This window comes from Neorhizobium galegae, assembly GCF_017877135.1.
Lineage (GTDB): Bacteria > Pseudomonadota > Alphaproteobacteria > Rhizobiales > Rhizobiaceae > Neorhizobium > Neorhizobium galegae_A.
Window position 1 is genome coordinate 79,896 of record NZ_JAGIPH010000001.1, and the last position, 19,248, is coordinate 99,143.

General features: G+C 62.6%; 24 protein-coding genes. 10 read left to right on the forward strand and 14 right to left on the reverse strand.

All coding sequences use genetic code 11. The annotated features are described in order from the left end of the window. The first annotated feature begins 143 nt into the window (after window positions 1-143). From J2858_RS00420 to aat, 6 genes are all read left to right on the forward strand, one after another. A complete protein-coding gene (locus tag J2858_RS00420) occupies window positions 144-3,176 on the forward strand; it encodes an Rne/Rng family ribonuclease (protein WP_210102795.1) in 3,033 nt (1,010 codons plus the stop codon). A gap of 279 nt (window positions 3,177-3,455) precedes the next feature. After that, entirely contained in the window at window positions 3,456-4,220 is a 765-nt protein-coding gene (locus J2858_RS00425; RefSeq protein WP_210102796.1) for a DsbA family protein, read from the forward strand. 123 nt (window positions 4,221-4,343) lie between these two features. Then, window positions 4,344-4,781 (forward strand): type II 3-dehydroquinate dehydratase, encoded by a 438-nt coding sequence (aroQ, locus tag J2858_RS00430; protein WP_210102797.1) that lies wholly within the window; start codon window positions 4,344-4,346, stop codon window positions 4,779-4,781. 25 nt (window positions 4,782-4,806) lie between these two features. Next, window positions 4,807-5,271 (forward strand): acetyl-CoA carboxylase biotin carboxyl carrier protein, encoded by a 465-nt coding sequence (gene accB / locus J2858_RS00435; protein WP_210102798.1) that lies wholly within the window; start codon window positions 4,807-4,809, stop codon window positions 5,269-5,271. Between the two features lie 9 nt (window positions 5,272-5,280). Next, window positions 5,281-6,630: an acetyl-CoA carboxylase biotin carboxylase subunit gene (gene accC, locus J2858_RS00440; protein WP_210102799.1), complete on the forward strand. Its 1,350-nt coding sequence runs from the start codon at window positions 5,281-5,283 to the stop codon at window positions 6,628-6,630. A gap of 3 nt (window positions 6,631-6,633) precedes the next feature. Beyond that, window positions 6,634-7,251, forward strand: coding sequence for a leucyl/phenylalanyl-tRNA--protein transferase (aat, locus tag J2858_RS00445; RefSeq protein ID WP_210102800.1), 618 nt, complete (start codon window positions 6,634-6,636; stop codon window positions 7,249-7,251). A gap of 30 nt (window positions 7,252-7,281) precedes the next feature. Here aat and J2858_RS00450 read toward each other — a convergent pair whose 3' ends face one another. From J2858_RS00450 to J2858_RS00480, 7 genes are all read right to left on the reverse strand, one after another. Beyond that, on the reverse strand, window positions 7,282-7,521 hold the full coding sequence (locus J2858_RS00450) for a hypothetical protein (protein ID WP_210102801.1): 240 nt from the start codon (window positions 7,519-7,521) through the stop codon (window positions 7,282-7,284). 83 nt (window positions 7,522-7,604) lie between these two features. Further along, on the reverse strand, window positions 7,605-8,042 hold the full coding sequence (locus J2858_RS00455; RefSeq protein WP_377296044.1) for a DUF2155 domain-containing protein: 438 nt from the start codon (window positions 8,040-8,042) through the stop codon (window positions 7,605-7,607). Window positions 8,043-8,127: 85 nt separating this feature from the next. Continuing rightward, the gene (locus J2858_RS00460; RefSeq protein ID WP_210102803.1) at window positions 8,128-8,526 is read right to left on the reverse strand and encodes an NADH:ubiquinone oxidoreductase subunit NDUFA12; all 399 of its coding nucleotides are present in this window, start codon (window positions 8,524-8,526) and stop codon (window positions 8,128-8,130) included. Between the two features lie 101 nt (window positions 8,527-8,627). Next, the gene (locus J2858_RS00465) at window positions 8,628-9,095 is read right to left on the reverse strand and encodes a GNAT family N-acetyltransferase (protein ID WP_210102804.1); all 468 of its coding nucleotides are present in this window, start codon (window positions 9,093-9,095) and stop codon (window positions 8,628-8,630) included. A 111-nt stretch (window positions 9,096-9,206) separates the two neighbouring features. After that, window positions 9,207-9,707 carry a GNAT family N-acetyltransferase gene (locus J2858_RS00470; RefSeq protein WP_210104062.1) on the reverse strand — a complete coding sequence of 167 codons (501 nt, stop codon included), beginning with the start codon at window positions 9,705-9,707 and terminating at the stop codon, window positions 9,207-9,209. Between the two features lie 86 nt (window positions 9,708-9,793). Next, window positions 9,794-11,296, reverse strand: coding sequence for an Asp-tRNA(Asn)/Glu-tRNA(Gln) amidotransferase subunit GatB (gene gatB, locus J2858_RS00475; RefSeq protein ID WP_210102805.1), 1,503 nt, complete (start codon window positions 11,294-11,296; stop codon window positions 9,794-9,796). Window positions 11,297-11,446: 150 nt separating this feature from the next. Then, window positions 11,447-11,956 carry a GNAT family N-acetyltransferase gene (locus J2858_RS00480; RefSeq protein ID WP_210102806.1) on the reverse strand — a complete coding sequence of 170 codons (510 nt, stop codon included), beginning with the start codon at window positions 11,954-11,956 and terminating at the stop codon, window positions 11,447-11,449. 272 nt (window positions 11,957-12,228) lie between these two features. On the opposite strand from J2858_RS00480, the gene J2858_RS00485 reads away from it, so the two are divergent. From J2858_RS00485 to J2858_RS00495, 3 genes are all read left to right on the forward strand, one after another. Next, complete coding sequence (locus J2858_RS00485) at window positions 12,229-12,486, forward strand: YjhX family toxin (protein WP_210102807.1); 258 nt, start codon at window positions 12,229-12,231, stop codon at window positions 12,484-12,486. A gap of 175 nt (window positions 12,487-12,661) precedes the next feature. After that, window positions 12,662-12,877, forward strand: coding sequence for a BrnT family toxin (locus tag J2858_RS24065; RefSeq protein ID WP_348635428.1), 216 nt, complete (start codon window positions 12,662-12,664; stop codon window positions 12,875-12,877). Continuing rightward, the gene (locus tag J2858_RS00495) at window positions 12,828-13,079 is read left to right on the forward strand and encodes a BrnA antitoxin family protein (RefSeq protein ID WP_210102808.1); all 252 of its coding nucleotides are present in this window, start codon (window positions 12,828-12,830) and stop codon (window positions 13,077-13,079) included. Before J2858_RS24065 ends, J2858_RS00495 begins: the two co-directional genes overlap by 50 nt. A gap of 45 nt (window positions 13,080-13,124) precedes the next feature. Here the strand turns inward: J2858_RS00495 and J2858_RS00500 are convergent, their stop codons facing one another. The 4 genes from J2858_RS00500 to J2858_RS00515 form a co-directional block, all read right to left on the reverse strand. After that, window positions 13,125-13,616: a GNAT family N-acetyltransferase gene (locus J2858_RS00500; protein WP_348635429.1), complete on the reverse strand. Its 492-nt coding sequence runs from the start codon at window positions 13,614-13,616 to the stop codon at window positions 13,125-13,127. After that, window positions 13,610-15,091: an Asp-tRNA(Asn)/Glu-tRNA(Gln) amidotransferase subunit GatA gene (gene gatA, locus J2858_RS00505; protein ID WP_210102809.1), complete on the reverse strand. Its 1,482-nt coding sequence runs from the start codon at window positions 15,089-15,091 to the stop codon at window positions 13,610-13,612. Before gatA ends, J2858_RS00500 begins: the two co-directional genes overlap by 7 nt. A gap of 61 nt (window positions 15,092-15,152) precedes the next feature. After that, window positions 15,153-15,440: an Asp-tRNA(Asn)/Glu-tRNA(Gln) amidotransferase subunit GatC gene (gatC, locus tag J2858_RS00510; protein WP_210102810.1), complete on the reverse strand. Its 288-nt coding sequence runs from the start codon at window positions 15,438-15,440 to the stop codon at window positions 15,153-15,155. A gap of 165 nt (window positions 15,441-15,605) precedes the next feature. After that, on the reverse strand, window positions 15,606-16,310 hold the full coding sequence (locus tag J2858_RS00515) for a metal-dependent hydrolase (protein WP_210102811.1): 705 nt from the start codon (window positions 16,308-16,310) through the stop codon (window positions 15,606-15,608). 188 nt (window positions 16,311-16,498) lie between these two features. Between J2858_RS00515 and ruvX the strand changes: the two genes are divergently transcribed. Next, a complete protein-coding gene (gene ruvX, locus J2858_RS00520) occupies window positions 16,499-16,984 on the forward strand; it encodes a Holliday junction resolvase RuvX (RefSeq protein ID WP_210102812.1) in 486 nt (161 codons plus the stop codon). Here ruvX and J2858_RS00525 read toward each other — a convergent pair. The 3 genes from J2858_RS00525 to J2858_RS00535 all read right to left on the reverse strand — a co-directional run bounded on the left by J2858_RS00525 (window position 16,930) and on the right by J2858_RS00535 (window position 19,232). Beyond that, the gene (locus tag J2858_RS00525) at window positions 16,930-17,253 is read right to left on the reverse strand and encodes a DUF6105 family protein (RefSeq protein ID WP_210102813.1); all 324 of its coding nucleotides are present in this window, start codon (window positions 17,251-17,253) and stop codon (window positions 16,930-16,932) included. The two genes, ruvX and J2858_RS00525, sit on opposite strands and share 55 nt — an antisense overlap. Then, entirely contained in the window at window positions 17,250-17,435 is a 186-nt protein-coding gene (locus tag J2858_RS00530; protein ID WP_210104175.1) for a hypothetical protein, read from the reverse strand. Before J2858_RS00530 ends, J2858_RS00525 begins: the two co-directional genes overlap by 4 nt. Window positions 17,436-17,579: 144 nt before the next feature. Then, a complete protein-coding gene (locus J2858_RS00535; RefSeq protein WP_210102814.1) occupies window positions 17,580-19,232 on the reverse strand; it encodes an acyl-CoA dehydrogenase family protein in 1,653 nt (550 codons plus the stop codon). Window positions 19,233-19,248: the final 16 nt, after the last annotated feature.

Below are 19,248 nucleotides of genomic sequence, written 5' to 3' on the forward strand. Positions count from 1 at the left end.
CCGGTCTGCGTCCGGTTGATCCCCTCGCCGAGACGGCCGACGGGAATATTCTTATCCGGCGCCCCGTACGCGACGCATGATCGGCCTGTCCCTGCGACACGCCCCTCTGCCTCTGCGCGTCCGCGCCGAGGAGCAGAACTTTCATGGCAGACAAAATGCTTATCGATGCGTCTCACGAAGAGGAGACGCGCGTAGTCGTCGTTCGGGGAAACCGGATCGAGGAATTCGACTTCGAGTCGCAGCACAAGAAGCAGATACGCGGCAACATCTACCTGGCAAAAGTGACCCGCGTCGAGCCGTCACTGCAGGCCGCGTTCGTTGATTACGGCGGCAACCGCCACGGCTTTCTCGCCTTTGCGGAAATCCACCCCGATTACTATCAGATCCCGCTGGCCGATCGTCAGGCACTGATGCAGGCGGAAGCCGAAGACCAGCGCCGCCACCCGGATTTCGATGCGGCCGATCCGGTCGTCGACCTTTCGAAGGAAGAGCAGCCGGATGTCGGCATCGTGGCTCAGGTGGATGCCGCCCTCGGCTCCGAGACGCCTGAGCCCGCTGTTGCCGACGAGGCCGCCGTTGAAGCCGTCTCCGAAGTTTCCGAACCGTCTGCCGAAGAAAAGCCGAAGGCCAAGCCGCGCCGCAGCCGTTCGCGCAAGAAGCCGACCGCCGAGGAACTGGCCGAAGCCGGCAGCGCTGCCGCAGACGCAGCCGACGAACAGATCGCAGCCGTCGGCCAGGACGACGACACCACGCCCGATACCATGGCGGCCATGGTGGAAACCGACGCCATTTCCGAAGACGTCTCCGACCGTCGCGGCCGCGACGACGATGATGACGACGACGATGACAACCAGGAAAAGGAAGTCATCGAATCGGTCGGCGCCGAAGATGCGATGGAAGAGGTTCCGGACCGCGTCTACCGCAAGCCCCGCAAGCAGTACCGCATCCAGGAAGTCATCAAGCGCCGGCAGATCCTGCTCGTGCAGGTGGCCAAGGAAGAACGCGGCAACAAGGGCGCAGCCCTCACCACCTATCTGTCGCTTGCCGGCCGCTACTCGGTCCTGATGCCGAACACCGCGCGTGGTGGCGGCATTTCGCGCAAGATCACCCAGCCGACCGACCGCAAGCGCCTGAAGGAAATTGCTCGCGAGCTGGAAGTTCCGCAGGGCATGGGCGTCATCCTGCGTACCGCCGGTGCCAACCGCACCCGCGTCGAGATCAAGCGCGACTTCGAATATCTGATGCGCCTTTGGGAAAACGTGCGCACGCTGACGCTGAATTCGATTGCGCCGTGCCTCGTCTATGAAGAAGGCTCGCTGATCAAGCGTTCGATCCGTGACCTCTACAACAAGGACATTTCCGAGATCGTCGTCTCGGGCGAAGAAGGCTATCGTGAAGCGAAAGACTTCATGAAGATGCTGATGCCGAGCCATGCCAAGGTGGTTCAGCCCTATCGCGACCTGCATCCGATCTTTGCCCGCTCCGGTATCGAGGCGCAGCTTGACCGCATGCTGCAACCGCAGGTGACGCTGAAGTCGGGCGGCTACCTGATCATCAACCAGACCGAAGCGCTGGTCGCCATCGACGTCAACTCGGGTCGCTCGACCCGTGAGCACTCGATCGAGGAAACCGCGCTGCAGACCAATCTCGAGGCCGCCGATGAGGTTGCCCGCCAGCTGCGCCTGCGCGACCTTGCCGGCCTCGTCGTGGTCGACTTCATCGACATGGAAGAAAAGCGCAACAACCGCGCCGTCGAGAAGCGCCTGAAGGACTGCCTGAAGAACGACCGCGCCCGCATCCAGGTCGGCCGCATCTCGCATTTCGGCCTTCTGGAAATGTCGCGCCAGCGCATCCGCGCCAGCGTGCTGGAATCGACCACGCAGATCTGCTCGCATTGCGGCGGAACGGGCCACGTCCGCTCGCAGTCGTCGGTCGCCCTGCATGTGCTGCGCGGCGTGGAAGAGTATCTGCTGAAGAACACCACGCACGACATCACCGTGCGCACCACGCCTGATATCGCGCTCTATCTGTTGAACCAGAAGCGCGGCTCGGTGGTGGATTATGAGCGCCGCTTCGGCGTGTCCATCTTCATCGAATCGGATGCCGGCGTGGGCGCTGCCCACTTCGCCATCGATCGCGGCGAGCCGGTCGAAAACCCGGTCCGCATCGAAAGCCTCATGCAGTTTGCCGCCTTGCCCGTCGAGGACGAGGATGACGACTACGTGCCGGAGGTGGACGAAGACGAGGAAGAGGAGGCTGTTGCCGCAGCGCCTGCTGCTGCACAGGCGTCTGCATCCACGTCCCAGGAAGCCCGTGGCGATGACGACCAGAACGGCCGCAAGCGCAAGCGTCGCCGTCGCCGTCGCAACCGCGATCGCAATGGCGCCGACCTTTCGCAGTCAGCCCGCAGCGATGCAGAGGGTGACGAGGACGACACGGACGAGGACGATGCGGCCGACGTCGGCGATGCATCCTCCGAACGCGCCGAGGCAGGCGAAACCAGCCTCAACGACACCGAGGAAGGCCAGCGCCGCAAGCGCCGCCGTCGCGGCAAGCGCGGTGGTCGCCGCAATCGCAGCGAAGACGAGGAAAACGGCCTCTCTGCAGAGGGTCAGGACACGACCGGTGACGAGGGTGGCGAAGACAGCGGCGACGACGCCGATGACGCACCTGCCTCTCTCGAAACCTCGGCGGCTGCCGCCGTTGTCGTCGACGCCGAAGCATCGTCCGTTGACGAAGCGGTTGCCGACGCGGACGTTGCAGCACCGGAAGCAAAGGCCCCACGGCCGCGCCGCAGCCGCAAGGCGAAGGTCGCCGAGGCTGCCCCGACGGACGTTGCCGTCGCTGAAGACGTTGCCGTGACAGAAACGGCAGCTTCGGAAACGACGGAAGCCGCACCGGTCGAAGCACCGGCCGCCGTTGAAGCACAGGCCGCGCCTGTCGCAGAACCTGCCGCTGTTGAAACGGCCCCGGCCGAAGACACCGAGCAGCAGGCCGAGACGCCAGCCGACACGGCATCGTCAGACGATGGCGAGTCCAAGCCCGCCCGCGCCAATCGCGCCTCCACCATCACCGCATCCGAACCGGTGATCAAATCCGCCGCCGCCCCCGAAGGCGATGGCGATCCGTCAAAGCCGAAGAAGGCCGGCTGGTGGCAGCGCCGCGGTTTCCTCTGAGAGACCGGATAGAGTGAGACGACAAGACGGCCGCGCACCCCGCGGCCGTTTTGCTTGAAAGCGGCTTCGCAGCCGCTGTCGCACAAGGGCTTTGCGCCCGTCTTTGCCGGCGCGTGTTTGCGAAATTCGCGCCTTCTGCCTGCCATACACAGATGTGAGTTTATTTCGGGCGTTTTGTGCCTTTATGGTGGCCCGATTGGCGGTAGAACAGGACTTCCGGCCCGATTCGTCCTGGCGCACGCCAGGCGGTCCGGACGACGATGACAGACGAGGACAAAGATGAAGCCCTTTTCCAAAACCCTTTCGGCCCTTCTGATTGCCGGCACCGCCATGGTCCCCTTCGCGGGTGCAGCCTTGGCGCTGGACGACCAGCAGAAGAAGGAAATGGGTGCCTTCATCCGCGAATATCTGATCGCGAACCCGGAAGTCATGCTGGAAGTGCAGGATGCGCTGGAGAAGAAGCAGCAGGAGGCACGCGTCTCGCAGGCCACCAGCGGCATCGAGGCCAATCGCGAGGCGATCTATGCCTCGGCGAGCGACATCACGCTTGGCAATCCGAAGGGCGACGTGACGGTGGTCGAGTTCTTCGATTACAATTGCGGCTACTGCAAGCGGGCTTTGTCCGACATGGAAGACATTCTGTCGGAGGACAAGAAGGTCCGCTTCATCCTCAAGGAATTTCCCATTCTCGGGCCCGATTCGATGGCGGCGCACCGGGTTGCCAATGCCGTGCGCCTGACCGCGCCGGAAAAATATCCCGAGTTCCACCGGGCCCTGCTCGGCGGTCAGACGCGCGCCACGGAAGCGTCGGCCATTGCAGTTGCCGGTTCGCTCGGCATTTCGGAAAAGGCCTTGCGCGCCTCGATGGTGCAGAACCCCAATGACGCGCAGGTTCGCGCCACCTATGAACTCGCCAACAATCTGGGCATTACCGGCACCCCCTTCTATGTGGTCGGAAACGAGGCGGTGTTTGGCGCGGTCGGCCATCAGGAACTGTCGGAAAAGATCGCCAATATCCGCGCCTGCGGCAAAGCCTCCTGCTGAACGTCGCGCTCCCCCTGTCAGAAACCGCCGCTCCCCCCGGTTATCAACGGCTTTCGTGGCCGGGGGCTTTCCCTTGGCGGCTGGCCGGTCTATAGGTGGCGCTGATTTTCTGACGGGTATTCCATGAGCAAAACGATCTTTGTCCTCAACGGACCGAACCTCAACATGCTGGGCAAGCGCGAGCCCGGCATTTATGGCGGCAAGACTTTGAAGGACATCGAAGAGGATTGCATCACGGCAGGCCAGGCACTCGGCTTTACCGTCGAGTGTTTCCAGAGCAATCACGAAGGCGCGCTGGTCGACCGGCTGCATGAGGCTGATGAGCGCGCCGTGGGCGTGATCATCAATCCCGGCGCCTACGGCCATACCTCCATTGCGCTGCATGATGCGATCCGCGCCATTTCCGTGCCGGTCGTGGAAGTCCATATTTCCAACATCCATGCGCGCGAGGAATTCCGTCATAAATCCATGATCGCGGCGGCCACCAAGGGCATGATCTGCGGATTGGGTCCGGGCGGCTACGTGTTGGCCTTGCAGGCCCTGCGCGACATCACCAGCTAAGAACAACAGAACATATAGGTTGACCATGTCTGAGAAGAAAACCGGTATCGACAAGGGGTTGATCCGCGATCTGGCGAACATCCTCAAGGATACCGATCTCACCGAAATCGAAGTGCAGCAGGACGAGCTGCGCATCCGCGTGTCGCGCAACATTCCGGCAGCACAGTATGTGCAGGCCGCCGTGCCGCAATACGCAGCGCCTGCCGCTGCAGCACCCGCTGCTGCCGCTGCACCGGTCGAAGCCGTCAAGGACCGCAGCAATGCCGTGACGGCCCCGATGGTCGGAACGGTCTACCTGTCGCCGGCGCCCGGCTCGCGCCCCTTCGTCGAAGTCGGCGCGATGGTCAAGGAAGGCCAGACGCTGCTGATCATCGAAGCCATGAAGACCATGAACCAGATCCCCGCGCCCCGTTCGGGCAAGGTAACGGAAATCATCGTCAATGATGCGCAGCCCGTCGAGTATGGCGAACCGCTCATCGTGATCGAATAAGGCGGATCCATGATCTCCAAGATCCTCATTGCCAATCGTGGCGAAATCGCCCTTCGCGTGCTGCGCGCCTGCAAGGAACTCGGCATTGCAACCGTCGCCGTCCATTCGACGGCCGACGCCAATGCCATGCATGTCCGCCTTGCCGACGAAAGCGTGTGCATCGGCCCGCCGCCCTCGCGTGACAGCTATCTGAACATTCACCAGATCGTTGCCGCCTGCGAAATCACCGGCGCCGATGCCGTTCATCCGGGCTACGGCTTCCTGTCGGAAAACGCCAAGTTCGCCGATATTCTCGACGCCCACGGCATCACCTTCATCGGACCGACCGCGGAGCATATCCGCCTGATGGGCGACAAGATCACCGCCAAGAAGACGGCGGTCGAGCTTGGCATTCCGGTCGTTCCGGGCTCCGATGGCGAAGTGCTGCCGGAAAACGCGCTCGAGATTGCCCGCCAGATCGGCTTCCCGGTCCTGATCAAGGCCACCGCCGGCGGCGGCGGACGCGGCATGAAAGTGGCGCGCACCGAAGCCGAGCTGGAAGAGGCCGTGTCGACTGCCCGTTCCGAGGCGCTCGCCGCCTTCGGCAACGACGCCGTCTACATGGAAAAATATCTCGGCAAGCCGCGCCATATCGAAGTGCAGGTCGTCGGTGACGGCGCCGGCAATGCGATCCATCTCGGTGAGCGCGATTGCTCGCTGCAGCGACGTCACCAGAAGGTCTGGGAAGAGGCGAACTCCCCTGCCCTCAATGTTGAGCAGCGGATGAAGATCGGCGAGATCTGCGCCGCCGCCATGCGCAAGATGAAATATCGCGGCGCCGGCACGATCGAGTTCCTCTATGAAAACGGCGAGTTCTATTTCATCGAAATGAACACCCGCCTGCAGGTGGAGCACCCGATCACCGAGGCGATCACCAATATCGACCTCGTGCACGAACAGATCCGCGTCGCCTCCGGCGCCGGCCTCTCCGTCACGCAGGACGAGATCGTCTTTTCCGGTCACGCCATCGAATGCCGCATCAATGCCGAGGATCCGCGCACCTTCGTGCCGTCTCCGGGCACGATCACGCATTTCCATGCGCCGGGTGGTCTGGGCGTTCGCGTCGATTCAGGCGCCTATGCCGGCTACAAGATCCCGCCTTACTACGACAGCCTGATCGGCAAGCTGATCGTGCATGGACGCACCCGCGTCGAATGCATGATGCGCCTGCGCCGCGTGCTGGACGAGTTCGTCGTGGACGGCATCAAGACAACGCTTCCGCTGTTCCAGGACCTCGTTTCCAACCAGGATATCGCCAATGGCGACTATGATATTCACTGGCTGGAAAAGTACCTGGCGGGCGACAAGCCCGAAGCTTGACGCATGGCAGGGCGGCGCGGCAGATACTATCCAGCCATCAGCCCGGATGTTCTGCTGCGCGCCTATTCCATCGGCCTTTTCCCGATGGCCGAATCGGCGGACGACCCGGAAATCTTCTGGGTCGAGCCGGAAATACGCGGCATCCTGCCGCTCGACGCTTTCCACGTCTCCCGCAGCCTGCAAAAGGCGATCAAACGCTCCCCCTTCACCATTCGCGCCGATACCGCCTTCGAAGCCGTCATGGCGGGCTGCGCGGCCGAGGCGCCCGACAGGCCGAGCACCTGGATCAACAGCACCATCCGCACGCTCTACACGGAACTGCACCGCATGGGCCATGCCCATAGCGTCGAAGCCTTCGACGGCGAGGAACTGGTGGGCGGGCTTTACGGCGTGTCGCTTGGCGCGGCCTTCTTCGGCGAAAGCATGTTCTCGCGCCGCACCAACGCATCCAAGATCTGCCTTGTCCATCTTGTCGAGCGGTTGCGCGCCAAGGGCTTTCGCCTTCTCGACACGCAGTTCACCACCGAGCATCTGAAGACATTCGGCGCAATCGATGTGCCGAAGGCTGACTATCTGAAGCTTCTGGCAAGCGCGATGGAAGGCGAGCAGCGGCAGTTCTGATGGCGGCCGCCCAGGGAGAAGTGTGAGCCTTCAATTGCCCGTCAGATCCGCCGTCTCGCCAAAACCGATGATCAGCTTGGGGCTCGACATGTCGCCGCTTTCCTCGTCCACCTGAACGGAATAGGCGGCAACACCGATATGGCGGGCGGACATCGCCGTTGCGATCTTTTCCGCCGACGCTGCACTGGAGGCCTGGCGCATTTCGCCGGGGACGATCTGGCCGCGAGTCTTCTTGAACGGCAGCACGATGAATTTTTCGGCGAGTGGCATGGAAAGGCTCCTTGGTGTCCCGATCGTCTTGCGCATCGCAATGACGAAATGACGACGCGCGGCGAGTAACGGGATCCGGGGCCTTACTTGCGGGCGGCAGCCGGTGGCGGAACGTCGGACTTCTGCTTGCAGCCGGTCAGCCACACGTCATAGATCGGATGTTCCAGGGCATTGAGGCCGGGGCTGTCGGCAAACATCCAGCCGGTGAAGATGCGGCGGATCTTACGGTCGAGCGTGATCTCATCGACCTCGACAAACCCGTCGATGCGCTGCGCCTCGCTGTCGTCGCGCGAATAGCAGACTTTCGGCGTCACCTGCAGCGCGCCATACTGCACCGTCTCGTTCACATAGACATCGAATTGGGTGATGCGGCCTGTGATCTTGTCGATGCCGGAAAATTCGGCCACCGGGTTTTCAATCCGCGCGGCAGAGGCCGGGGCAAGGCTGGACAGCAATGTCGCCCCCACCGTCAGGCCCAGAAACAGCGGTCGAAGGAAAGTCTGTCGCATCGGCGATCTCACCACGATTAAACACCCATCCCGATCGAGAACCGGGACAGGCAGGGGTTATGCCGCAAATGTGGCGCGAAGGCGGAGAAAGAAAAGGTCAGCCGCCGGGTGTCCAGGCGTCATAGTCGCCGGTCACGCGCGGACGCTCGCCGGTGGCTTCGAGCGAGCCTTTGGGACGGTAGGCAAGCGACGAGCCGGTGAGGTTCGGCACATGCGGCTTCTGCCATTCGCGGGCAACGTAGTTTTCCTTGCTCGGCGGCACATCCGTGCGGTGATGCATCCAGCCATGCCAGCCGGGCGGAATGGCGGAGGCTTCCGCGTAACCCTTGTAGATCACCCAGCGCTTCTGCACGCCGTAAGACGCCATCGGGCCTTCGTAATAGACATTGCCGAACTCGTCTTCGCCAACGCGGGTGCCCTTGCGCCAGGTAAAGAAGCGGGTGCCCATGGTCTGGCCATTCCACCAGGTAAAGATTTGCAGGAGGAGATTTTTCATGCTGTTTTCCAACGTCCTCGCGAGAGACAAGGAATGTTTCCTTACCTCCGCTTATGCAATCTCGGGCCGGCGATGTCCAGTGGTTCGGCGGCCGCGCACTCTTATTTGAGCTTCATCTTGAAGCCTGCATGGGTGCGGGAAAAGCCTGCCCGCTCGTAGAAGCGATGGGCATCCGTGCGCGCCATGTTGGAGGTCAGCTGCAACAGCCGGCAGCCGCGTCGGCGTGCCTCCTGCTCGGCGTGGACCATCAGGGCCGCGCCGATGCCCTTGCCGCGCCAGTCGGAGCGCGTATGAACCGCCTCCACCTGCGCATCCACAGCGCCGCGTCCGCGCAAGGTGCGCAGAAACGTCATCTGGTAGGTGGCAACGATTTCGCCATTCTGCTCGGCGACGAAGAGCTGCTCCTGCGGCGCCTGATCGATCGCGTGAAAGGCACGCAGATAATCCTCGAAGGCCTCCGGCTCCGCCGTATCGCCGTGCGAGCCGACCGTATCTTCCGCCAGAAGATGGATCAGCTGGGCAAGATCGTCTTCCCGCGCCTTGCGGATCACCAAGGTCTCGGCCGTCATTCGTCCACTCCTCCAGTTGCGAACACTGCTCAGCTTTTACCCTGTGCGCCGCCACACCTCCACCCTTGATTGCCGCAGGCAGCATTTAAAAGTGTTGGCCTGCCGGTCGGCTCAGCCGGCGAGCGGCTTTTCCATGATCACCGCCTCGATGCCGCTATCGGCGCTGCCACAGTTTTGCGTGCGATCCACCTCGACGAAGCCGAGGCGCGTGTAGAACGAGATGGCGCGCGCATTGCGCGGCTCGACTTCCAGCCGCATGATCTCGGCATCGGGAAAGCAGGTTTCCAGTTCGGCAAAGAGATCGCGGCCGATGCCCTCGTTCTGGCAGGAGGGGCGCACGTAAAGCTGATGCAGGACGGCGGTCTTCGTCATCTTGGGCGACATGGCGGCATAGCCGACACCGCCGAGCTTGCGCCCGTCATCGGCCACCAGAAATTCGCCGTCGCGCCTGCCAATCTGCGCCTTGATGGCAGCAGCAGTGTGCCAGGCGGCGGTCAGTTCGCGCACCTTGTCGGCGCCGTAGAAGCCGTCATAGGTCGCATGCCAGGTTTCCTTGAGGAGCGCGCGGATGGCCTCCACATCCTCGTCTCCGGCGGTGCGTACGAAAAACACCATATCCGTCATCCTTCTTCCTGAAACGACGGCACCGGCCCCGCGGCAGGCGCGGACCGGTGCCAGAGCAGTCCATAGAGGCCTGATCAGTCTTCGAGGCCGAGCTTTGCCTTCACCAGCGCCTGCACCGCCTGCGGGTTTGCCTTGCCGCCCGTTGCCTTCATCACCTGGCCGACGAACCAGCCGGCAAGCGTGGGCTTGGCCAGAACCTTGGCGACCTGATCCGGGTTGGCGGCGATGATCTCGTCCACGGCCTTTTCGATGGCGCCGGTATCGGTCACCTGGCGCATGCCGCGGGCTTCGACGATCTCGGCGGGGTCGCCGCCTTCGGCAAAGACGATCTCGAAGAGGTCCTTGGCGATCTTGCCGGAGATGGTTTCCGACTTGATGAGATCGATGATGCCACCGAGCTGGGCCGGTGATACGGGAGTCTCTTCAATGCCTTTGCCGGCTTTGTTCAAGGCGCCGAGCAAGTCGTTGATAACCCAGTTTGCCGCCGTCTTGCCGTCGCGATCGGATGCCACGGCTTCGAAATAGACGGCAATTGCCTTTTCCGAGACAAGCACCGAGGCATCGTAGACCGACAGACCGAGTTCGGACACGAAGCGGGCCTTCTTGTCGTCCGGCAGTTCCGGCAGATCCTTTCTCAGCGCCTCAACAAACGAATCATCGAATTCAAGCGGAAGCAGATCAGGATCGGGGAAGTATCTGTAATCATGCGCATCTTCCTTGGAGCGCATCGAGCGCGTCTCGCCCTTGCCCGGATCGAACAGGCGTGTTTCCTGGTCGATGGAGCCTCCCTCCTCGAGGATTGCGATCTGCCGGCGTGCCTCGTATTCTATGGCCTGGCCGATGAAGCGGATCGAGTTGACGTTCTTGATCTCGCAGCGCGTGCCAAAGCCTTCGCCCGGACGGCGCACGGAGACGTTGACGTCGGCGCGCATCGAGCCTTCGTCCATGTTTCCATCGCAGGTGCCGAGATAGCGCACGATGGAGCGCAGCTTCGTCATATAGGCCTTGGCCTCGTCCGAGGAGCGCATGTCGGGCTTCGACACGATTTCCATCAGCGCCACGCCGGAGCGGTTGAGATCCACATAGGACATGGTCGGATGCTGGTCGTGCATCAGCTTGCCGGCGTCCTGCTCCAGGTGAAGGCGCTCGATGCCGATCTCGATATCCTCGAAATTGCCCTGACGGTCGGGGCCAAGCGAAATCACGATCTTGCCTTCACCGACGATCGGGTCCTTGAACTGCGAGATCTGGTAGCCCTGCGGCAGGTCGGGATAGAAATAGTTCTTGCGGTCGAAGATCGAGCGCTTGTTGATCTTGGCCTTCAGGCCAAGACCGGTGCGCACCGCCTGCGCCACGCATTCCTCGTTGATCACGGGCAGCATGCCGGGCATGGCCGCATCGACCAGCGATACATTGGCGTTCGGCGCCTTGCCGAATTCCGTCGAGGCGCCGGAAAACAGCTTGGAATTCGACAGCACCTGTGCATGCACTTCCATGCCGATGATGACTTCCCAGTCGCCGGTGGCGCCGGGAATGAAGCGTTTCGGATCGGGCGTGCGAACATCGACAAGGGTCATGGAAAAAGCTCTTCATGCGGACGGATTGACGTCCCTGTCAGGTAGAGCAAATGGCGAAGGCGTGCAAGCTTTCCGGGCCGCCACTCCGCCCCATCCCGCCAGCCCCTTGTGCTTCTGACGTCTCCGGCCAGAGCGTCCGCGCTTGGTGGCTCAAAATTCCTGCCCGTAGGCCCGGGCCTGCGGCTCGACCAGTTGCTTCGACATGCCGACCGACTGCACATCCTGATCCAGCTTCGGCGCATAGGCGACCGACAGCCAGTTGACGGCATAACCGCTCTTTTCGAAGAAGCTGACGGCATCGGTATTGTGGGCATGCGTTTCGAGCCGTGCCGTCTCAAATCCCTGGTGGACGATCTCCTTTTCCACCTCGCCGATGAGGGCGGCGCCCAGCCCGCGCCGCTGGTGATCGGGATCGATCCAGAAGTCGCTGATCGTCTCGTCCAGCCCCTCGCGCGCCGCCCAGCCGGCGACGACACCATTGTCCTCGATGACGGTGATGGTCAGCCAGGAGGACTGGACGAAATTGGAAAAGGCGGACAGGGCACTCTCCTGCAACGCATCGCTGCCACCGATCGCGCCCATGGCCTGCGCCCAGGCGCGCAGCCCGATCTGCGTCAATAAGCCAGCTTCGTCTTCCCGAGCGTTGCGAATGGTCAGCATGACAGCCTCTGTGCGACGTCACGATTAGACCATCCGGGCTACGCTATCTCAAGAGGCTCGGCGCGCCGACCGCTTGATGGCCGGCAGCTTTCCCGGTAAATCTTAACAGTCAGCAGGAGTTTTGATGTTCAATTCGTCCGAGTCCCGGCACGGGGCAGCCTGAGAAGCCCTCTTCTCACGGCCGCCCGATGAAAACACCACGCCCCGGCGCAAGCCTTGCGTCCGGACCTGTTTTCTTGCGTCCCTAAGGGGACCTGTCGGACTTCACGACCATGGATATTTCCCGCGCCGAACAGCGCATTCTCCACCTGCTCGCCCAGGGCGGCAGGATCGACCTCATCCGCAATGACAACCGGAAGATCGAGGCGCTGCGGCTGATCACCCGCGAAGGCTGGGTCTTCTCCGGGCTCGACCTCGAAACCTTCCGCAAGCTGAAGCACAAGAAGGCCGTCTCATCGCGCAACGGCCAGCCCTACCGCATCACCGAGCGCGGTCTGTTTCTGGTGCGCGCGCAGCAGGACAATTGCTGAACCGGAGGCCGGCGCCGGACACGTCCGCGCGCCGGTCTTCACCCGCCTTGCGAACAAGCCGCCGTGTCGTTACATTTGACAATGCATTTTGAATGGGACGAGGCCAAGAACGCGGCAAACCTGCGCAAGCACGGGCTTTCCTTCGAGGAGGCGCGGCTGATTTTGGACGGGGCCCGTGCTCACGGTCCAAGATCGTCGCCAGGACTACGGCGAAGATCGTTTCATAACGCTTGGTGCGATCGCCGGATTGATCGTCGTCGTCGCCGTCCACACGGATCGCCACGGCATCACGCGGCTCATCTCGGCCAGACTTGCAAACAGGAAGGAACGGATACGCTACCATGTCCATATCACCGCAGAGACTGAAAGCCTTGGCGGACCGGACCGATGACCGGATCGACTACAGCGACATTCCCGAACTGGACGATGCCTTCTTCGAAACGGCACGCCTGGTGCAGCCATCGCAGAAGACACAGATCACGATGCGGCTGGATGCCGAGGTGCTGGACTGGTTTCGGGCGCAGGGAAAGGGATACCAGACTCGCATGAACGCGGTGCTGAAGGCCTATATGCTGACGCACGGAAAGCGCTGAAGCGCGGTTAACAGGTACCCCGGTTTTAACGACCAGACGCCAGCCCTACCCCAGCCCCTTCTCCATATGCACCTTCTCGAGCTCCGTCCCGGCGCTTTTGGAAAATTCCATGCCGCGCCAGACGATGCGAAAGCCCAGCCGCTCATAAAGCCGAATCGCGCCGGAATTGCTGGCATGGGTGTGGATGGTGACGCGGGAAATGCCTTGCCGGATCATCCGCTGCAGCAGGGTGTCGATCAGCGCCCGGCCAATCCCCTTGCTCTGATGCTGCGGATGCACCCACAGGTCGGAAATGTGGTTCTTATCGCCGTTCAACGCCGCCCAGCCGACGATCTGTCCGTCGAAGGCGGCGACCGTAATCCGGTCCGGCGCCTCCGCCGGAAGGGCATCGAAGGCGCATTTCACATGGGCAATGAGGGTCTCGTCCGGCCGGCCGGCATGCCAGGCGTCGCTGCTCATCCACGCGGCAAAGCCGATCTCTGCGACCGCCTGATGGTCGGCGGTCGCCATGTCACGAATGGTGAGGCCCGTTACCACCACACCTTCGGCGAAAACGTGCCCGCCGCCTGTTCGATGACATGCGCCGTCTTGAACAGCGTTTCCTCTTCGAACGGCTTACCGATCAGTTGCAGGCCAAGCGGCAGTCCCTTGTGGTCAAGGCCTGCCGGAACCGACAGCCCGGGAAGGCCCGCCATGTTGACGGTGATGGTAAAGACGTCCTGCAGGTACATTTTCACCGGATCGGCGGCCAGTTCCTTGTCGCCGATGGCAAAGGCCGAAGACGGCGTGATCGGCGCGAGGATGGCATCGACGCCGGCATGGAACACGGTTTCGAAGTCGCGCTTGATCAGCGTGCGCACCTTCTGCGCCTTCAGGTAATAGGCGTCGTAATAGCCGGCCGACAGCACATAGGTGCCGATCATGATGCGGCGCTTCACTTCCCTGCCGAAGCCGGCTGCACGCGTCTGTTCGTACATGTCGGCAATATCGCGGCCCTCGACGCGAAGGCCGTAACGCACGCCATCATAACGGGCAAGGTTGGACGAGGCTTCGGCCGGTGCCACGATGTAATAGGCCGGCAGCGCGTATTTGGTGTGCGGCAGAGAGATGTCGACGATTTCGGCGCCGGCATCCTTCAGCCAGGCCATCCCCTGCGCCCACAGCTTTTCGATCTCTTCCGGCATACCCTCGACGCGGTACTCCTTCGGAATGCCGATCTTCATGCCCTTCAGCGACTGGCCGAGCGCTGCCTCATAGTCCGGCACCGGCAGATCGACGCTGGTGGAATCCTTGAGATCGACGCTCGCCATGGATTTCAGCAGGATGGCCGCGTCGCGCACGTCGCGGGCGATCGGGCCTGCCTGGTCGAGCGAGGAGGCAAAGGCGGCAATGCCCCAGCGCGAGCAGCGGCCATAGGTCGGCTTGATGCCGACGGTGGCGGTAAAGGCGGCCGGCTGGCGAATGGAGCCGCCGGTATCGGTGGCGGTCGCGCCGGCGCAGAGGCGGGCGGCAACGGCTGCGGCCGATCCGCCGGACGAACCGCCCGGCACCAGCTTCTCGTCGGAGCCTTCGGCCTTCCACGGATTGACCACCGGACCGTAATAGGAGCTTTCGTTGGACGAGCCCATGGCGAACTCGTCCATGTTGAGCTTGCCGAGCAGCACGGCACCGGCGTTCCACAGGTTCTGCGTCACGGTCGATTCGTATTTCGGCTTGAAGCCATCGAGAATGTGGCTGGCAGCCTGCGTGTGGATACCTTCGGTGGCAAAGAGGTCCTTCACGCCAAGCGGAATGCCCTCCAGCGCACCGCCCTTGCCGGCTGCAAGGCGCTCGTCCGAAGCCTTGGCCATGGCAAGCGCCGTGTCGGGCGTCACGGCCACATAGGCGTTCAACGCGCCATTGGCCGCATCGATGGCGGACAGATAGCTCTCGGTCAGCTCGACGGCGGAAATGGCGCGGCTCTTCAGTCTGTCGCGGGCATCGGCAATGGTAAGGCTGGTCAGGTCGGTCATGATGTTCTCAAGGCTCGTTCGGGTGCGGATCGGGGCTGGAGCGTCGCTTCAAAGAGAGCGCTTACTCGACAACCTTGGGCACGAGGAAGAAATTCTGGTCGGTCGCCGGCGCATTTGCCACCACGGCAGCGGCCTTGTCGCCATCGGTCACCGCATCGCTGCGCTCTCTCATGCGGATCGGCGTTACCGACGTCATCGGTTCGACATCGGACACATCCACTTCCGACAGCTGTTCGACGAAACCGAGAATGCCGTTCAGTTCCCCCATCATGCGCTCGGCCTCCTCTTCGGTGACGGCGATGCGGGAGAGGCGCGCGACGCGCTTGACGGTTGCTAGGTCGACGGACATGCATTTTCTCCGGATGGAATTTCACTCCCGCTATAATGGCCCGCTCCGGCCTTCGCAACGGGTTTGGCCGCATCACGACCATTCGGACACGCAGAAACGGAAAAGCGGCCGCAGGCCCTCGACCCGCAACCGCCTTCTACAGTCTTCAGTCTTCTTCCGAAAAAATCAGAACGACAGCGTCGTGCCGACCTTCGGCGCTTCGACGCGGGTCTTCAGGCCTTCCATGCCCTTCACGAACTTTTCCGGCGTCTGGTCGATGATCGGGAAGGTGCCGTAATGGCAGGGAATGGCGTGCTTGAAATCGAAGAACCGCTGGCAGGCAAGGGCTGCCACGGCCCCGCCCATGGTGAAGCGATCACCGATCGGCACGAGGCCGATATCCGGCTGGTGCAGCTCGTTGATCAGGCCCATGTCGGTGAAGATGTCGGTATCGCCCATGTGGAGCAGCGAGGGCTCGCCCTCGAAATGCAGCATCAGGCCATTGGCATTGCCAAGCGCATGCGACACGCCGTCTTCGGTAATCTGCGCCGAGGAATGCAGTGCCTGGGTAAAGGTCGCGGTGAAACCGCCAAAACCGACGGTGCCGCCGGTATTGCCCATCTCGATCTTCTGGACGCCCCTGGAGCCGAGCCAGGCGGCAAGATCCGCATTGGCGAGCACCACGGCACCGGTCTCACTGGCAAGCGCGATCGTGTCGCCGACATGGTCGCCGTGGCCGTGGGTGAGAAGAATATGGGTTACGCCGTCGGCGACATCCTTGCGGTCAAGGTCCGCGAAGGAGGCATTGCCAGTGAGGAAGGGATCGATGAGGATTTTTGCATCCTGGATTTCGATCTTGAAGGCGGAATGGCCAAGCCAGGTGATCTTCATGAAAAACTCCTCTTTCTGCTAAAATGAAACTTGGGCCGGGAAAGCCGGACTTTACGACAGGGGACGCTGCGGTTACGCATCGCGCCGGCGATCGGATCTCAACGAACACGCCCAAGGGTTAGCACATAGGGTTCCCCGGTGTTAATGGAAAGCAGCGCCCGGCATTTCCGGCACGCGAAGGAGACACCATGGCGGCAATGACCATCGAGGAACTGGCAGAGATCCTGCAGCCGGGACAGGCCGTGGCCGGTCTCGACCTCGGCACCAAGACCATCGGCCTTGCCATGTCGGATCTCGGCCGGCGCTTTGCCTCGCCGCGTCCGGTCCTCAAGCGGGTGAAGTTCACGCAGGATGCGTTGACCCTTCTTGCCTTTGCCGAAAAGGAAAAGGTCGCGGCCTTCATCATCGGCCTGCCGACCAATATGGACGGATCGTCAGGCCCGCGCGTCCAGGCCACGCGCGCCTTCGTGCGCGCCATGGGAGAAAAGACCGAAATTCCCTTCGTCTACTGGGACGAACGTTTATCGACCGTTGCCGCCGAACGGGCGCTCCTGGAAATGGATGTGTCGCGGGCCAAGCGCAAGGAGCGCATCGATTCGGCGGCCGCAAGCTTCATTCTTCAGGGGGCTCTCGACAGGCTGTCGTCGCTCGCCACGGCTGCGACCGAGAGCTGACGCGCCCGCCACCAGGCGGCAATCTGCTTACGCTTGCGGAAGGCAACGATCGACAGCACGACGAGGCTGTCGAAGGCAATGGCGCGCGCCACGAGCGGCGGCAGGTCTTGCGGCGGGATGCCGAGCACGTTGCCATAGATCTGGAACACCAGGTCATGGGTCTGGCGCGTCAGCATGAAGAAGCCAAAACTCATGTCGTAGTAGGACAGGCCGTACCAGCTGGCGAGCAGCAGCACGGGGCCGGCCCAGAGGATGAGAAACCACTTCATGCGGCCTGCCCTTTCATCGGGAAATCATGCGGTGCGAGGTTTTCGGCAATGACCAGCGCCCAGCGCATCGCCGCCATCAGCGTCAGCACCAGCGCCGGAACGGCAATGTCGAGCGCCAGCGTGGCAAAAAATGCCAGCGACACCAGAAGCAGGCAGGCATTGTAGAGACGGTTGGCGGCCAAGGGCGTTACGCTCGCGGATGGTTAACAATCTGTTAACGGCCAATGTAGGCCTTGCCGCGGCCCACGCAACGCAAACCCCGCGACATGGTTAATCGCGAGGCGAAGACTGTGGACAACAGGGGTTTCGTCTGGCCGCTAAAACGGTCAGCTGGCGGCGGGATACAACAGATCGACGATGTAGGACGCGTCAAAGCGCGAATCGAGCATGCCATAGGTGGCGCGCCAGCCGCCGGCGAGCCGGGTTTCGAGAAACGCATCGGCAATCTTGCCGGCACCGAGGCGAAACAGTTCGGCAGCACCGGCTGCAAGCGCCAGCTGCTCGACGAGAAGCCGTGAGGCGCCCTCATCCCGTTCGGCAAGCGCCATGGCGGCGCGCAGCACGTCGGTGGTCTTTCGTCCGCTCGGCCCCAGATCCCGCTCGATGCCGGCGAGAACCAGATCGAACAGATCCTTGCCGCGCCCGAGAACCCGCAGCACGTCGAGTGCCATCACATTTCCGGAGCCTTCCCAGATCGCATTGACGGGCGCCTCGCGATAGTGGCGTGCCAGCGGGCGTTCTTCCACATACCCGTTGCCGCCGAGGCATTCCATCGCCTCGTAGATCAGCGAAGGGGCGATCTTGCAGGTCCAGTATTTGATGACGGGCGTCATCACGCGGGCATAAGCCGCGTCGGTCGGGTTGCTGCCGGCCTTATCGAAGGCTTCCGCCAGCCGATAGGACAGCGCCGTTGCGGCCGCCACGTCGAGCGCCATGTCGGCGAGCACCCGCGTCATCAGCGGCTGGTCGATGAGGTTCTTGCCGAACACCGAGCGGCCCCGGCAGTGATGCACGGCTTCCGCGAGAGACGCACGCATGATGCCGGACGAGGCCAGCGCGCAATCGAGGCGCGTCAGCGTCACCATGTCGAGAATAGTGCGCACGCCGCCGCCCGCCTCGCCGAGCAGATAGCCGAAGGCATCGGTGAACTCGACTTCCGACGAGGCATTCGAGCGGTTGCCGAGCTTGTCCTTCAGCCGCTGGAACTGCAGGCCATTGGCGGTGCCGTCTTCCAGAAGGCGCGGCACGAGGAAGCAGCCGATCCCCTCATTGGTCTTTGCGAGCATGATGAAACCGTCGCTCATCGGCGCCGACATGAACCATTTGTGGCCGGAGAGGCGATAGACGCCCTCGCCCACCCGCTCGGCGGTGGAGCGGTTGGCGCGTACATCGGTGCCGCCCTGCTTCTCCGTCATGCCCATGCCGATGGTAATGGCATTCTTCTGCATGGCCGGGCGGTTGGACGAATCATACTTGCGCGACAGGATGCGCGGCGCCCATTCCTTGTGAACGCGCGGCGAAGCCATCATGGCAGCCACGGAGGCGCTCGTCATGGTCAGAGGGCACAGATGCCCGCATTCGAGCTGCGCGGTCAGGTAGAAGCGGGCGGCGCGTGCGCGGTGCTGGGCATTGCGCGATTCGGGTGCGTTTTCCCAGATCGAGGAATTCAGCCCGCTCGCCATGGAGCGACGCATCAGCGCGTGCCAGGCCGGATGGTATTCCACCATGTCCAGCCGCTCGCCGCGCGGGCCGTGCGTCTTGAGCTTCGGCGGGCTTTCATTGGCCATGCGGGCCAGTTCCTGCGCCTCCGGCGAGGTGACGTAACGGCCGAGCACGTCGAACTCTTCGCGCACAGCGCGGTGCAACCCGGCCGTCAGATCCACCATCAGCGGATCCGTGCGATAGGCATTGATACCGGACCAGAGGCTCGGCTGGTTCAGCTCGGATAAGGTGTCGTCGGTCCGGGTCATCTGATTCATGAGGGTGCTTCTAATC

Bases quoted from the DNA above. Each gene is read 5' to 3' on its own strand.
- J2858_RS00525 (WP_210102813.1), bottom strand. From the start codon at position 17,253: ATGAAGTGGTTTCTCATCCTCTGGGCCGGCCCCGTGCTGCTGCTCGCC.
- ruvX (WP_210102812.1), top strand. From the start codon at position 16,499: ATGGCGGCAATGACCATCGAGGAACTGGCAGAGATCCTGCAGCCGGGA.
- aat (WP_210102800.1), top strand. From the start codon at position 6,634: ATGGCAGGGCGGCGCGGCAGATACTATCCAGCCATCAGCCCGGATGTT.
- accB (WP_210102798.1), top strand. From the start codon at position 4,807: ATGTCTGAGAAGAAAACCGGTATCGACAAGGGGTTGATCCGCGATCTG.
- J2858_RS00450 (WP_210102801.1), bottom strand. From the start codon at position 7,521: ATGCCACTCGCCGAAAAATTCATCGTGCTGCCGTTCAAGAAGACTCGC.
- gatB (WP_210102805.1), bottom strand. From the start codon at position 11,296: ATGACCCTTGTCGATGTTCGCACGCCCGATCCGAAACGCTTCATTCCC.
- aroQ (WP_210102797.1), top strand. From the start codon at position 4,344: ATGAGCAAAACGATCTTTGTCCTCAACGGACCGAACCTCAACATGCTG.
- J2858_RS00495 (WP_210102808.1), top strand. From the start codon at position 12,828: ATGTCCATATCACCGCAGAGACTGAAAGCCTTGGCGGACCGGACCGAT.
- J2858_RS00420 (WP_210102795.1), top strand. From the start codon at position 144: ATGGCAGACAAAATGCTTATCGATGCGTCTCACGAAGAGGAGACGCGC.
- gatC (WP_210102810.1), bottom strand. From the start codon at position 15,440: ATGTCCGTCGACCTAGCAACCGTCAAGCGCGTCGCGCGCCTCTCCCGC.
- J2858_RS00535 (WP_210102814.1), bottom strand. From the start codon at position 19,232: ATGAATCAGATGACCCGGACCGACGACACCTTATCCGAGCTGAACCAG.
- J2858_RS00425 (WP_210102796.1), top strand. From the start codon at position 3,456: ATGAAGCCCTTTTCCAAAACCCTTTCGGCCCTTCTGATTGCCGGCACC.
- gatA (WP_210102809.1), bottom strand. From the start codon at position 15,091: ATGACCGACCTGACCAGCCTTACCATTGCCGATGCCCGCGACAGACTG.
- accC (WP_210102799.1), top strand. From the start codon at position 5,281: ATGATCTCCAAGATCCTCATTGCCAATCGTGGCGAAATCGCCCTTCGC.
- J2858_RS00465 (WP_210102804.1), bottom strand. From the start codon at position 9,095: ATGACGGCCGAGACCTTGGTGATCCGCAAGGCGCGGGAAGACGATCTT.
- J2858_RS00480 (WP_210102806.1), bottom strand. From the start codon at position 11,956: ATGCTGACCATTCGCAACGCTCGGGAAGACGAAGCTGGCTTATTGACG.
- J2858_RS00515 (WP_210102811.1), bottom strand. From the start codon at position 16,310: ATGAAGATCACCTGGCTTGGCCATTCCGCCTTCAAGATCGAAATCCAG.
- J2858_RS00485 (WP_210102807.1), top strand. From the start codon at position 12,229: ATGGATATTTCCCGCGCCGAACAGCGCATTCTCCACCTGCTCGCCCAG.
- J2858_RS00460 (WP_210102803.1), bottom strand. From the start codon at position 8,526: ATGAAAAATCTCCTCCTGCAAATCTTTACCTGGTGGAATGGCCAGACC.